The sequence below is a fragment of the Orientia tsutsugamushi genome (assembly GCF_900327275.1).
Classification (GTDB): Bacteria; Pseudomonadota; Alphaproteobacteria; order Rickettsiales; family Rickettsiaceae; genus Orientia; species Orientia tsutsugamushi.
The window spans coordinates 1,934,176-1,948,959 of the sequence record NZ_LS398548.1; the positions used below are offsets into that span (position 1 = coordinate 1,934,176).

Annotated in this window: 9 protein-coding genes and 5 pseudogenes; 11 read left to right on the forward strand and 3 right to left on the reverse strand. The window is 31.8% G+C overall.

The annotated features are described in order from the left end of the window. Window positions 1-464: 464 nt before the first annotated feature. The 5 genes and pseudogenes from DK405_RS14550 (at window position 465) to DK405_RS10095 (ending at window position 3,797) form a co-directional block, all read left to right on the forward strand. A complete protein-coding gene (locus DK405_RS14550) occupies window positions 465-1,193 on the forward strand; it encodes a sensor histidine kinase (RefSeq protein WP_109510537.1) in 729 nt (242 codons plus the stop codon). 21 nt (window positions 1,194-1,214) lie between these two features. Continuing rightward, window positions 1,215-1,511, forward strand: a complete 297-nt coding sequence (locus DK405_RS14555; protein WP_231967537.1) for a hypothetical protein — start codon at window positions 1,215-1,217, stop codon at window positions 1,509-1,511. 180 nt (window positions 1,512-1,691) lie between these two features. Then, window positions 1,692-2,072: an ATP-binding protein gene (locus tag DK405_RS14560; RefSeq protein ID WP_231967538.1), complete on the forward strand. Its 381-nt coding sequence runs from the start codon at window positions 1,692-1,694 to the stop codon at window positions 2,070-2,072. A 100-nt stretch (window positions 2,073-2,172) separates the two neighbouring features. Then, window positions 2,173-2,749 (forward strand): annotated as a pseudogene (locus DK405_RS10090) (HD domain-containing protein). Between the two features lie 121 nt (window positions 2,750-2,870). Next, the gene (locus DK405_RS10095; RefSeq protein ID WP_064613263.1) at window positions 2,871-3,797 is read left to right on the forward strand and encodes an Rpn family recombination-promoting nuclease/putative transposase; all 927 of its coding nucleotides are present in this window, start codon (window positions 2,871-2,873) and stop codon (window positions 3,795-3,797) included. Window positions 3,798-3,864: 67 nt separating this feature from the next. Here the strand turns inward: DK405_RS10095 and DK405_RS10100 are convergent. Next, a pseudogene (locus DK405_RS10100) lies at window positions 3,865-4,119 on the reverse strand (conjugal transfer protein TraD); the annotation flags it as partial. 364 nt (window positions 4,120-4,483) lie between these two features. On the opposite strand from DK405_RS10100, the gene DK405_RS14565 reads away from it, so the two are divergent. Next, entirely contained in the window at window positions 4,484-5,377 is an 894-nt protein-coding gene (locus tag DK405_RS14565; RefSeq protein WP_231967637.1) for a hypothetical protein, read from the forward strand. A 57-nt stretch (window positions 5,378-5,434) separates the two neighbouring features. Here DK405_RS14565 and DK405_RS10110 read toward each other — a convergent pair. Continuing rightward, window positions 5,435-5,891, reverse strand: a pseudogene (locus DK405_RS10110) (conjugal transfer protein TraD). A gap of 297 nt (window positions 5,892-6,188) precedes the next feature. Between DK405_RS10110 and DK405_RS14570 the strand changes: the two are divergent. The 5 genes and pseudogenes from DK405_RS14570 to DK405_RS10140 all read left to right on the forward strand — a co-directional run bounded on the left by DK405_RS14570 (window position 6,189) and on the right by DK405_RS10140 (window position 13,019). Next, window positions 6,189-8,186, forward strand: a pseudogene (locus DK405_RS14570) (AAA family ATPase). Between the two features lie 14 nt (window positions 8,187-8,200). Continuing rightward, window positions 8,201-9,010 carry a toprim domain-containing protein gene (locus DK405_RS10125; protein ID WP_081420636.1) on the forward strand — a complete coding sequence of 270 codons (810 nt, stop codon included), beginning with the start codon at window positions 8,201-8,203 and terminating at the stop codon, window positions 9,008-9,010. 268 nt (window positions 9,011-9,278) lie between these two features. Further along, window positions 9,279-11,384: a toprim domain-containing protein gene (locus tag DK405_RS14575; RefSeq protein ID WP_064612924.1), complete on the forward strand. Its 2,106-nt coding sequence runs from the start codon at window positions 9,279-9,281 to the stop codon at window positions 11,382-11,384. Window positions 11,385-11,690: 306 nt separating this feature from the next. Then, window positions 11,691-11,948 (forward strand): hypothetical protein, encoded by a 258-nt coding sequence (locus DK405_RS14580; protein ID WP_064612923.1) that lies wholly within the window; start codon window positions 11,691-11,693, stop codon window positions 11,946-11,948. 51 nt (window positions 11,949-11,999) lie between these two features. After that, window positions 12,000-13,019: an Rpn family recombination-promoting nuclease/putative transposase gene (locus DK405_RS10140; protein WP_109510710.1), complete on the forward strand. Its 1,020-nt coding sequence runs from the start codon at window positions 12,000-12,002 to the stop codon at window positions 13,017-13,019. A 9-nt stretch (window positions 13,020-13,028) separates the two neighbouring features. Here the strand turns inward: DK405_RS10140 and DK405_RS10145 are convergent. After that, window positions 13,029-14,784, reverse strand: a pseudogene (locus DK405_RS10145) (type IV secretion system DNA-binding domain-containing protein).

The following is a 14,784-nucleotide window of genomic DNA, read 5'->3' on the forward strand; positions in this document are numbered from 1 at the left end:
GAAGATCTTAATTCGATAGAGAAAAAAGATTTTGACTTAGTTAATACAGCACTTGATTTTTATATTTGTGATATTATGGGTCGTTTTAAAGACGTGCTCGAACCTGATGTTTAAATTAAGAGCAATAAGATAAGTTCAGAACTTTTTCAGTTAATATACTAAATTATCAAAGTCTTTTTTTATAACTCAGAATCAATTGTATATCTAATTTTGAAGGATATTTTGTTTTTTTAGATGTAAATAACAATGCGACAATTTCGCATCTACTTTAAAAAAGATGAAAAATTTTTCATAATTATGACAAAAAGTCATGTACTGATAAAAATCTAAATGATACTGTATACCTGATATTATCTGAGATTCAAGATTTAGATAATATTCGGCTAGAGATTAAATACGCTAAACCTGAAATTTACTTTTTAAATCTCTAGCTGCTATATAAACTAATACAGCAGGAGAATTCTATGCCTATTGAAGACGAAGGTCAAAATAAAATCAATAAATTAACCGAAAAATTATCCACAGAGGGAATTAATAGCACAACAATAAAACAGATAGATAGTGAAATGCAAAAACTATACTTTCAGCTAGAGGAATCTGAGCAAGTAAGCATAAATTGCATAGAGTGGATACAATATTTTAGGCTAATAGTAAATAACTACGACAGAAAAAAAGTAAATATAATAGCTTCTCTAAATGGAATGATTTTTTTATTTAGACAATACATAGCATCAACAAATATAAGGATTGAAACATTTAATATAGAACCGCTAATAAATAATACCGTTATCAGAATGAGGAAAAATTTTGAGAATGAGAATATAAATCTAAATGTTCAAAATGACATAAAGCCGATTCTGATTGGAGACAGTTTCAGAATAAAAGCAGTAATAAGCCAGTTAATTGGTAGTGCGGTTATAAATAGTAGCAAGAATAGCAAGATTATTGTCAACGTCAATCAGAATTCAGAAATATTACAATTTATAGTACAAAACATAGAACTAAGCACTTCTAAAGAAAAATTAGAAAAAATAAATGCTGAACTAGAGAATACGAATTTGGTAATGTATCAAGAACTAGGAGAAGGATTGGCATTTATAAAACATCTTACACATCAGATGAAAGGAAATCTACGAGTTAAAGAGCAAAATAATTATGTAACTTTTTCATTTGATGTACCAACAATAGTTTGAATTATTCTTTAGGAGAATGCTATGAAAGAAAAGAAGAAAACAATTAACAAATGGATGGTACAAATTCCTCCAATACCAATTACGTTGGTGAATGGAGAGAGTGAGAATATCGATGAATATATGGAAATAATAACAAAGCTAAGAAAAGCGAAGTATCAGGTCGAGGCAGCTGAATCATTGAAAGAATATTGTACAGATTTAATACAGGAGATTAAATATAGATTTAATATTGCAACGAGTGAAATTGTAAGGCTTGCAAGCGAGATCATGTTAAATGATTCAGAAAATAAAGATAAGCTGAAAACAATATTAAATTGATCAGCAAATCTCCAAGGGTACTGTAATGATGTAGTTTACACGCTTAGAAGCGAAATTGAGAATGAAAATTTATGTTTAAAAAAATTTAGCATACAAAAGCTAGTAAAAAATGCCGTCAGGAGACTAGAAGACATTGCAAAAGAGAAAGATATAAAAATCAATTACAATTTTCAGTACAAAATGAAGGATATTGTGATTGGAAATAGTGATCACTTACAAGCTATATTAAGTCAATTAATAGGAAGCGTCATTAGATTTAATCACAGCTGCCAGGTTATAATTACAGTTCATTTGTTTACTGTAAAAAATTATATAAAAAGCGATAACATACTACAATTTAGAATACACGATACAGGAAGCGGTATTTCAAAAGAAAAATTAGGGAATATAAAAGCTAAATTAGCTGATTTTGAGTTGGTACGAGACTATCCACTAATGCTTGAATCAGGATTATGGTTTGTAAATTACCTTATTAATCAACTTAATGGAGAAATGGAAATAGAAAGCGAAAAAGACAAGTTTACAACCATTACTTGCAATATTCCAGTACAACTTTTTTAATCAAATTAATTCGCTTCTTTCGCAGTTTTTATCTAAGATTGAAGTATATAAAAAGTTTAATTTATTGTATAATTTATTAAAGATTATTTAGAGATGAAAAATGATAAACTTTTATAGCGAGAGCTTACTAAATAAGCTGTTTGAAACCAACGTAAGATTTAATACTGAAATTGATCTTGATAAAGTTGAAAAAGCAATATTTTATGCCCAAAAATATCATGGTCAGCAAAAGAGAGATACAGGAGAACTATACTACACACATCCATTAGAAGTAGCTTATATGGTATCAGACTACAGCTTTGAAACAGATACGATTATTACAGCAATACTACATGATACCATCGAAGACACAACACTAACTAAAGAAAAAATAGGTCAAGAATTTGGTCATAATATTGCAGAACAGGTTTCAGATCTCACCAGGATTAAGGATAATAAAAAAAATCAGTTCTAGAGAAATGATTCAAACATTTTATAGACAAAATAAAACAGAACTATTATTAATTAAGCTTTTCGACCGATTCCATAATATTCAGACTGTATCAATAAAACCTTATGAAAAAAGACAAGAAATCATACTAGAAACGCAGCAAGAATTTATACCTCTTGCTGAATATCTTAAATTACAAGAAATTGCTATAGAGCTAAATAAATACTGTAAGCTGTATGCTACCTAATAAACTAAAGTTTAATAGGTGGTTAATGTAGTGAATTGCAGAAATTAAAATTCAATAAGAGAATGTTCATGTAAGTTATTTTGTTGTATAATTTAAAAAGAATAGAAAAAATGAAAAATATATGCATTTATCAAGATTTTTAGATCCAAAGAATGATGTAGCATTTAAAAAGATATTTGGATCAGAAAAAAACAAGGACATACTAATACATTTTCTGAACGATATATTGTTGTTTGAAGGGAATAGAAAAATAATAGAAGTAGAGTTTTTAGGAACGATATTAGATGCAGACATAGCGTCCAAAAAAGAATCAATAGTAGATGTTTTGTGTAAAGATAAAAACGGTGCGCAATATATAATAGAAATGCAAGTAGATCCTACACAAGGATTTGAAAAAAGAGCACAGTATTATGCAGCAAAGGCATATGGCAGGCAACCAAATAGAGGAAAGGAAGGAAAATACTCAGACCTAAAGGAAGTTATATTTATAGCTATAGCAGATTATAAATTGTTTCCAAACAAAGAAGACTATATATCAAGGCATGTAATACTTGATAAAAAAACATATGAGCATGATCTAAAGGACTTTTCATTTACCTTTATAGAATTACCAAAATTTAAAAAAAATAGAGTGGAAGAGTTAAGTGATATAACAGAGAAGTGGTGCTATTTTTTTAAACATGCAAAAGAAACAACATTAGATGGATATAATAAAATAATAGGTGAAGATTTAATAATAAAAAGAGCGTATGAGGCATTAGATCAGTTTAATTGGAGCGAAGATGAACTAATAACCTATGAACAAGAGTTAAAGCGTATATGGGATAATAAAGCAGTAGAAGATTATAAACTCGAACGCGCTAAAGCTGAAGGTAAAGCTGAAGGTAAAGCCGAAGGTAAAGCCGAAGGTAAAGCCGAAGGTAAAGCTGAAGCAAAAAAAGATTTTGCAATAAAATTATTGAAATCTGAATTATCAGTTGAGACAATTGCTGAATATACGGATTTATCAATACAAGAAGTATTAAATTTAAAAAATAGTGTAAAATAATAATGAATATACAACACGAAATCTTACTTTTGATGTGTTGTATGCTACTTCTATTAGATGCTTTATATTACACTACAAGTTCTATACTATACTGAACATTGAGAAGGCCATTCTTTAAGGACTCAATGTCCTTAACATGGCCGCACCATTCTTGACGAAAACTATTCCATTTTAATCCATGAAGGCGAATGTGGCGCTTAGTGTTTTCATCTAGTTCAGAGGCAAATTTTAAAATCACAGCAGCTTTATTTTGCTGTTCTTTATCAAAAATATCTTTACCGATTGTAGTCCAATGATCCTGAACATTTGGATGTAAAGATAGCTGGTTCAAAAAAAGTAGCATTGTTTTTTGAACTCTAAGATTTAAGACTATATCTCTTAATATTTAGGAATATTTTTTGATATAGTCCATAATCCAGAATAAATCTTATGTTAAATGTTAAAACATTTTTGCTGACACATTCTTAACTTATGAACATGTGATTCTCTGTACCTTGATTCTAATGAAAAAATAGTTGCAAGCTAAATCGACAAGATTGAAATATTACTGTGACTTGGATATGTGAACAGTGTATAACATAACTGTCTTATTTAGTGTTTTAGCTATTACATTGCATAATTATATTGACAACTATTAGTAAATGCATGTTATAATACAAAATATAGAGATTAAGCAAGGTATTATAATGAATCCTTTTTCAATAGCAGCAGCTAAAGCACTATCATTTGCCACTGAATCTATGAGCGATGCAGTTGAATGCGTTAACAAAATTATGTTGAATTCTGTGAGTGCTAACTGTAATGTGACTACATTTAGGAAAATACCTCCAGCTGACGAGTTGTTCGCCAGTACAGACAGTATACTTGCATGTAATAGTAGCAAGATAGATCCATATAGATATCTCGGCAATACTATGGATTCAATTCGTATGTTTGGAATAACATATAATCCTGACCTTCTTCATGAGTGTACAGGTCAGGAAGTATTAACATCGAGTAATGCTATATCGTGTGAAAAAAATGAGTTACTATATGAACATAATGTTCCAAATTATGATGATAGTATCCAGAACACTGTAGTTAGATACTGTATTAGCTCTTGCAAAATAATCAACTGCAACTTGATCAAGCTGAAAGAATTTTGCTCTGGCATGGGGTGTGATAATTATGATAATACTACCTATAGCAGTGTAAATTTTGTTAATGTTACAACTAGTCCTGAAGAGGAAAATTTTTTCACTTCTGCTACAGCAACAGTAGCAGGTGTAATAGTTCCATGGATAGTGCCAACAGTACTAGCAGTTTCTGGAGGTATAGCATTATATGGAATATATCATTTGCGCTCCTCAAAAAATAAAACCAGTTCTTTGCCTGTAAACAGTGTAGACGTAGGTACAAATGCTAATACTAGTGTTAAAAATTTAAATGCAGAAAAAATTTCAACAGATTTCCTAGATAATGATGCACAAGCACATCTTTATGAAGATCTAAAGACATATAAATGTGAAGAAGCAGCATATGATGACACTGCACTGCCAATATCAGGTGGTCAAGATGCAATAAGGGCTGAGGCTGTATAACAATATTCTCTATACCTCTATCATAATCTTTATTATTAATAGATACTTTTTTCTTATTTAAGATATAAGTTCTAAATTATATTGAACATTGAGAAGGCCATTCTTTAAGGCCTCAATGTCCTTAACATGGCCGCACCATTCTTGACGAAAACTGTTCCATTTTAAGCCATGAAGGTGAATGTGGCGCTTAGTGTTTTCGTCTGGTTCAGAGGTGAATTTTAAAATCACAGCAGCTTTATTTTGCTGTTCTTTATCAAAAATATCTTTACCTATTGTAGTCCAATTGATCCTGAACATTTGGATGTTGTGTTAAAGTTTCTTTTAGTGAAACAATTGCACCAAATAAAGTATTTGTTGATAAGTGATCAAGCTTAGCTTTAGCAACTAATCCACCCATTTCGATAAGACGTCGAGTACGCATTTTACGTTCTTTAATTTTAAGGTTAACCTCATCCATGATTAGCTTAGCCTTTTTTTGCTGAAGAGTAATTTTTTGCTGCATAAGATTTGCCATGTTAGTAATTCAGAAAGATAAAAAAATCAGGCAAGAATATATCAAAATAAAATCCCAGTAAAGAAAAAAAACCGCGCCTACCAAACCAACATCAAATAATTATAGTCAAAAAAACGTGAATTCAAGGTTAGAAGCTTCATTGAAAAATAAGCTTACTACGCAATATGCAATCTATAAAGATTGCTGCTAAAAAATGAGTACTCATTAACCGATTGAATGTTAAAAAAAAAGAAGTTTATGCTAGCAAAATCAAAAAAACCATGCTAACTTAAAACTCAGGTGAGAATTGGTATTGAGATGGCGATACAGTTTGCAAGGATTGAATTTTTACGTAGAAGTGAAGGAGGTGATAGTTGTCGTAAGGCAGCGTATAATGCAAGAACTATTGTTGAAAACGAGAAGACAGGTATAAAGTATAACTTCTCTCGTAAGAAAGATAACGTATATCATACAGTGCTGATACCGGATTATGTAAATCAAGACTTCAAGAATATTCAAACATTAATGAATGAGGTAGAACGAACAGAAACAAGAGAAAATAGTAAGTTGTTGAAGGATATAGTAATAGCATTGCCAGACGAGAAGGAGCTAAATTTAGAGCATAGAATAGAACTAACTCATCAAATAGTTGATGAAATGGAATGGGTGCAAAAAGGTATTGGAGTACAGATAGACATTCATAAGCCTCAAACAGGAGATAAAAACTGGCATGTACATATATTGCTTACTATGAGAAGATTTAGAGAAGATGGAACTGGTTTAGGAGATATAGCAGTAGATTTAAACCCAAAAATCATAACAGTTAATGGCAAAAAGGTTGTTATTAAAGATCCCGAGATGATTCATGAAAGAGTAAAAGAAATAATTAATGCATATTTCGCTAAATTAGGCTTACCATATAGAGTTGACGAGATAAGCGAAGTGCCGGGAAAGCATATTGGGAATATTAAATATATTGAAATTAGGAATTTAATTAATGAAGTATTAAATGAAAATGAGTTACGTAAAGAGGCTCATTTGAAGATTATTAATGATGCTGACGTAATAACAGATTCTATAACACATTACAAATCTATTTTTACTAAGCAGGATGTTGAAAAAGCAGTAAAAGATATACCAGATCTAACAGCAAGAGAACAGTTAGTTCAGCAAGTGCTTAGTTCAAATAGAATACTAGAGTTATACCATGATGATGGTGAAAGTAGCAAATATTTTACGACAATTGAGGTTCGAAATGAGGAGACGAGAATAATCAGAATAGCTAATAAAATCAATAATCAGGTTTATTACAACGATATTTACAATCTTAAAAGTGATATCGAAGGTCTAGCAAATGTTAGTGAAGAACAGAAACAAGCTCTAAGGCATATTTTGCTTAGCACTAGTGGAGTTAGAGTCTTGAGAGGAAGAGCTGGTATAGGAAAATCTTATGTTTTAGCAAAAACGTATGAGCTTGCAACAAATCGTAGACAAAAAGTTATTGGCCTTGCTCCCACTCATAAGGCAGTATCAGAGCTGAAGAGCAAAGGTTATACATAGGTCTATACAGTAAAAGGATTTTTATATAATCGAAAAAAAATTTTTATGAAAGGCAGCTTAATAGTAGTAGATGAAGCTGGAATGGTAGGTACTAAAGCTTATGCAGAGCTGTTTAGAGTAGTTAGAAACAATTATTGTCAACTGATACTCGCTGGAGATGAAAAACAGCTAGCTTCAATAGAAAGAGGCGGAATGTTTGAGATGCTGAGTAATAATTTCGGTTCACATGTTTTAATAGATATTCGCAGACAAAGTGAAAACTGGAGCAGAGAAGCAGCAACAAAGTTTGCTGAGAGTAATATTTTAAGCGGTATAACCTTACTGAGACAAAATAAATGTGTTAAGTTTGATAATACATTACAGGATTCAATTAGTAAGTTGATTTATGATTGGAGTCTAAGCAAGTTTAAGCTACATGAAAAATTGGTAATTACAGTACGTAATAAAGATGTCGACATTCTTAATTCAAGTATTAGATCTTTGTTAAAAGCAAATGGTACGCTACAAGGCACAGAATATGAGCGTTCTATTGATGGAAGGAAAGAGTTCTATATGGCAGGAGATAGAATCGTATTTCAAACAAGCTATAAGGATTTACAAATACAAAATAGTGAATTTGCAACTTTAACTTCGGTTAGTAAAAATAAATTTATAGCTAAGACAGACACAGGAAAAGAAGTGAGTTTTGATTCGGTAAAATACAATTTAAACATGGCTATGCAAGTACTGTTTATAAGGTCCAGGGAGCTTCTATAAAAGATATATACGTTTTGCATAATGGAGTAAGTAATATAAGCAGCTCATACGTAGCTATGACAAGGCATATAGAGAACTTAAAGTTATATTGCAATAAGGAAGCAACTAAAAGCATTAACAGCTTAATAAAACAGCTCAGCAGACCAAATGAGAAATCAGCTAGCATAACTCTGAAAACTGCTCATGATTTGGAGAAAGAACAGACAAAGACAACTGTTTTTAGTAAAGTTTTTAGTAAAGTTGAAAACTGCTTTAAGTCTATAATCAATGATATCAATGATAGATCTCATGTGAATGAAGAATATTATTACTTTACCGCTAAACCAGAGGAAGAAGCTAAAGTAGAAAAAGTCCAGCTCAAAGATATTTCTACTCCATTATTTATGCACATCAAAGAACAAAGACAGTATGATTATGATGTAACCATTTTGTCTGCAGAAGGAAAATCGATATCAAGTTTTCAGGAAGCTGGCATTGATAGCAGAATGGTATATAGCTCAAATGTAAATAATTTAAAGTATTATCAGCCATTTCAAGGAGAAAAGATTCTTATAGCTGCAAATAATGATAAACAGAATAAAGAGTATGCAAGTACTATAAACGAGGCTGCAAAAGCATTAAAAAGCAAAGGAGCAATCACTAGCATCGTAGTTCCTTCAGAAGGTGAAGATTTTAACGAAATGCTAAAAAATAAAGGAGCAATAGCTGTTAAGGAGCTTATGATACCTGAAATCATGAAGTTAATTAATACTCAGAACGTAAAAACAGAGTCTGAACAAATTGTAAAAGCTGATATAGCTCCAAAAATTAGAATTAGACGGTAGTGCTGAAGATTTGAAATTGAATGTAAGCTATTCATTCACAGAGCAAATTACAAAATGAGCTATACATGATAGTTGAGATGGACTTTTGTAATTCGCATTATACCTATTCGCTAAGAGAATACTGAAAGTTATGTAACTCTTGCAGAATTTGGATCCTACACGAAAACTATCTCAACAATCACTTAGCAATAAAATTATAATTCAAACGGTAAAAATAGCAAATATTTATACCGCAAAACAATTTAGTGATGCGAAGGTGAGGTTTTATATGACTGACAAAATCAATGATTCAAATAATTTCAATAACATTCATAATTCAAAAACAGATATAGAAAATTCTAAGGCTAACAGCTTGAACCACAACGTGGCTGTAAAGTTGATAAATGGTGATATTGCTGATGGCATAGTGCTACTTAGCGATCATAATAGCTTGAGGGCTGATAATACTCTAAAAGAATCAATAAACCAATTAATCAATGATTGGAAAAATAGTAAATTTGAGCTGCAGGATCGTTTGATAATTGCTGGCCATAAAGAAGCTGAAAATATTAATCAAAACATCAGAAACTACATGAAGGAAAATGGTGATCTAAAAGGTCCAGAATACAGCATTTTAATTTCAGGAGCCGAATCAAAAAAATATGCTAACTACATGGCTGGAGACCGAATTATCTTTCAAACAAACGATAAGGATTTACAAATACAAAACAGTGAATTTGCAACTCTAGTATCAATTGATGAAAATAAGTTTGTAGCTAAGACAGATACAGGAAACGAGGTAAGCTTTGATTTGAATAAAATAAGCTTTAAACATGGATATGCTACAACAGTTTGTAACCCACAAACAGCTGTCAAAAAAGATGTATATGTTCTTCATAATAATGGTGTAGGAATAGAAAGTTCTAACATAAGCATGATAGGGAATGCAGAGCAAGTACGGCTGTACTACAATGTGCAAGCTACAAAAAATGTTGCTAACCTAATAGAGCAGCTTAGCACAGCTAAGACAGACTCTATCAATTCAAAAGAGGAGAATAATGATGTTCAAGCAAATGAAGTAAGGCAATATCAATCTGCTCAAAACTATAGAAAAAACGATTATTATTCAAATAGCGAGGAAGACCTACAAAAATTGAAGGATGCAATAGCTTATAGAGCTGACACTATAGCTCGTGATATTCTTGGAGATCCAAATAAGCGCCTATCTACATACGGAAAATTACGTTGGGGAGACACTGGCAAAATACAAGTAACCACCGAGGGCAAGTACGCTGGAAAATGGTATGACTTTAGTACAGGACAAAAGGGTGATTTATTATCCCTGGCTCAAAGAGAAAGAGGATACAGCTTTTTTGAAGCAAAGGAATATTTGAAAAGTATGGTTGGAATGTCTAATATTAGTCAACGGTATCAGAGACCGCCTAAGACTGACGATTCTCAACAATACACTCAACAATCTGAAAGTGTTAAAATCGCAAAAGTTCAAAACTTGTATGAACGATCAAGCAGAATACATGGTTATGAGATAGATACGAGCCCAAGCGCAGAAGTTGAAATAGTAAAAAAGTATCTTGAAAATCGTGGTATTACTTTTGACAAAAGCACCGCAAGTTCAGACTTAAAAGGAAGTATACTGTTTGATACTCAAACGAGAGAAAATTATCCAGCATTTACAGCATTTGCAAGAAATTCAAAAGGGGAAATTACCGGAGTACAGGCCGTATATCTAAATTCGGCAGGAGATAAGGCGAATATTTTAATTAACAGAAGATCTTTCGGCAAAATCAGCGGATCGTTCATAACAATCGCAAAGCGAAATGCGAATGACCCTAATATAACAATTATAGCAGAAGGCGCTGAAACAGCATTGAGCTTGCAGCAATCAGGCATTAAAGGTAATATCATTGCTAGTGCAGGAATTTCGAATTTGAGAAATTATTCACCATTTCCTGGTGAAAAAATCATCATTGCAGCAGATAATGATAGCAAAAATCCTATAACTAATAATACTGTAATTAAAGCTGCAAAAACGTTAGAAATGAAGGGAGCGATAACTTGTATAGTCAAACCACCAGAAAATGGTGATTTTAATAATCTGTTGCAAAGTTGTGGAGACCAGTCAATTAGAGACATTATAGAACCTGAAATTACTAAACTGACTAAGGCAGTTGAAACAACCAAACTTACTCAAACAGAAAATAATAGTATAGCAAAACAAAATGATATTACGAATGTTAAAGAATTGTATAATAAATCGTCATCTCTATACTACTTTAAACAAGAAGAGGAAGCTAAGGTGGAAGCAATAGTAGTTAATAAATATTCAGAAAACCATACAGAAATTTATAGTTCAAAAATCTTTAATAATTCATAATTTAAGGGCAAATATGGTTTTTGATGAAGAGACTCAAAAATCCTGGCCTGCACTCACTATTTTGTTAAAAATGAAGCAGGTGAAATTACTGGAGCTAAGATATTAGCTCTGAATTCAAAAACATGTAATAAAGCTGATGTAGCTGAAAAATCTGTTGGTACAATTAGTGGGTCATTTGCTGAAATTGCTCAACAAAATTCAAAATATTTACCTGTAACAATTATTACAAAAGATATTGAAACAGCGTTAACCATTAGGCAAGCTGGAGTCGAAGGAAAAATCTTATGTGCAATTGAAGCCGAAAATTTGCAAAACTATAATCCTGGCCCAAAAGAAAAGATCATTCTAGCAGTTAAAAATGACGTAAATACTGAAAAAGCTGAAAAAGTTCTAGAGGATAAGGGAGCAGTAGTCTGCACAGTCAAAAATGACTTCAATAATGTATTAAAAACTCAAGGATTATATGCTGTTAGAAATATTATCAGCCCTGAAATAAGAAAACTTAATGAAAAAATTGAATCAATACAAACTAATATACAACCAGGATTATGTCTGAAACACTAGGCAGAGTATGACACAGCATTTTTTATTTAAAAAACTATAGAGTAAAAAAATATGACAAAAAAATTAAAGCATGATTCATTGGCAAAGACAATCATGAGTGATCCAGTGGCTGCACAAGAATTTCTAGAGTATTATTTACCAATGAATTTCAAGAGTTTAATAGATTTATCACAAATAAAAGTAGAGCAAGAGAGTTATATAGAAGAATCGTTAAAGAAAAAATACAGCGATATCGTCTATAGAGTTGCCACCAAAAAACATGGCAATGCTTTTATTTATATATTAATTGAAGCTCAATCAACCGTCGATTATTGGACAGCTCTGCGGTTATGGAGATACACATTGTTATTGTGCGAAAGGCATAAGAAAGAAAAAACTAAATTACCATTAGTGTATAATTTAGTGATCTACAACGGCAAAGAGGTCTACAAAGCACCTAGGAATTTGTGGGATTTATTTACCGATTCAATGATAGCTAAGCAATTAATGACTTCTGACTATCAATTAGTCGATTTGCAAAGTATGTCGAATGATGAAATTGTTAGGAAAAAGCATATCGGAATGCTCGAATATATGCTAAAGCACATTCATCAACGAGATATGTTAAAGCTTTGGGAAGAGTTTCTAATAAAGTTCAAACATGTTTTAATACTTGACAAAGAAAAAGGCTATATTTACCTACGATCATTTTTATGGTATACTGATACTAAATTACTAGAGAGTCAGCAACCAGAATTAGAGCAGGTTCTGGCTAAGTATTTATCTGAAGAAGAAAAAAGTAATATTATGAGAACTATTGCTGCAAAATATATTGATGAAGGTATAGAGATTGGTGAGATTAAAGGCATAGCTAAAGGCATAGCTAAAGGCAGAGCTGAAGGCATAGCTGAAGGCAGAGCTGAAGGCATAGCTGAAGGCAGAGCTGAAGGCATAGAGATTGGTGAAGTAAAGGCTAAACAAGAGCTTGCAAGGAACTTATTAAAAGCTGGCTTTTCAGTTGAATTTATTTCTGAAAATACCGGATTGTCAAAAGAAGAAGTGATTAATTTAAAAAATAACATAGAGTATTAATTTTTCGAATTAATACTCTACTAACTTAAGTTTTTTGAGCAATTTATATTCACAAACAAAAGCTGTATTTAAGTTTTGTAGCTGCATAGTTAGTTTTGTGATAGGAAAGTTACCGGCAAGCTTTACATAACATGTAAGGTCTGGTAGGTTCATAATTTCAGATGGCATAACTAAAATCTTTTTACGCTCAACATTATTCATATTTACCCCATCTCGCATAGTATTTGATCCATATGACAAGTTCTCTTGAGTTTCAATTATCTCTTGCTCACCTAGTGTTAATGCTGATTTATAGGCTGTAACCTGATCGCTAACTCGAAAAATAAATTTACTATTAAACAAATCCAGCATAGAATCACATTCAGCAGCCCCATATATTGCTTCTAATTGATGAATGTTCTGCAATCCAGCAACAAAGCAGCCTCCATACTTTCTACTTTCAGCTAAAGCAACTGGTAAAGACGAAACTTTTTGTAGAGCTGGAAGTTCATCAAGTATAAACCACATGTTTTTGTTATCATGATTAGGATTTCTACACATCAAAGCCTTGATAGCTATGCTTATCCAGGCTGAAATAAGTGGGCATAAAGTAGCTCTTTGATTTGGGTTAGCTGTGATAAATAGCCAGCTAGTTTCATTTGAATTACTAAACCATTCTTTTATGCTAAAACTACCTCCAGGCTTTAAATATTGTAGCGAAGTAATATTCTTTCCAAGCGTAGACTGAATTCCTGCAGAAGTTTCGAGCGCGCTTTCACTTATAATACCTGATACAGCAGTGTTTCTAAAAGCTTTTGCAAATTGTCTATTATCAGAGTAAATGATTGTATGAATTAGTTTTATGATATCTTTATCATCCTTATATAGCTTCAACGCTTCAGACAAGACTAATTCAGCATTTTTAGCAAAAAAGTCATCAAGTTTAGGAGTATAATTACTAAAACTACTAGCTATATCATGAAAATCAGCTGCTTCAAAACAATCATTCCAAGGCAACCATTGTTCACTATTTTTTTCTAAAGGATTAAGCAGTTTATCACATTTAGGATCAAAAAATCTATCAGTAAAAGCTCCAGTTGTGTCTACAATGATTGCTCGATCTTTGTGTAATCGAATTTGTGGCAGCAGTTCATTAAGCATATTAGTTTTACCAGTACCTGTTGTTCCAGTAATAAGAATATGTAGTCTTTCACTATTCTTTACTAATGGCAAGCCTCCAAAACGGATTTTCGAGGCCTTTTTAGCGCTTTTTAGCATTTTAGATAGGGCATTTGCACTCTACAAAATCAGCACCTCTAATTTTGGCCTTAATAATCGTGTTTTTGCCTTGAGCAGTAAAGAAAACAATTGAGATTATCACACCAATAGTAAAAACAATTAATCCTTCTAACAATGCTGAATTGATTAAGAATTCCCATAATTGCTGTATTTTAAATCCATGTTTGCCTGTATAAAACTCATGCAAAAAGTCTTGAGCATTGAGGTGCATCCATTTTTTAAACCTTAAACTATAAAACTTAATGCCTATTTGATCGATATCATAAAAATGCTCACCAATTGCTAGCTTAAGCTGCACATATCTTTCAATTGCAAAATAATACAAGCTGCTCAGAAAAACTTTTTGATATAATCGACATATAATCCAGAATATCGATAATCCTAATCCAATTATAAAAACGTTGGTACTACCTTGCCCAAACATTCTTAACTTATGGGCAAATAACTGCGAGCCCCTGGTGAAATTTCCTTGATTCTGAAAATTCAT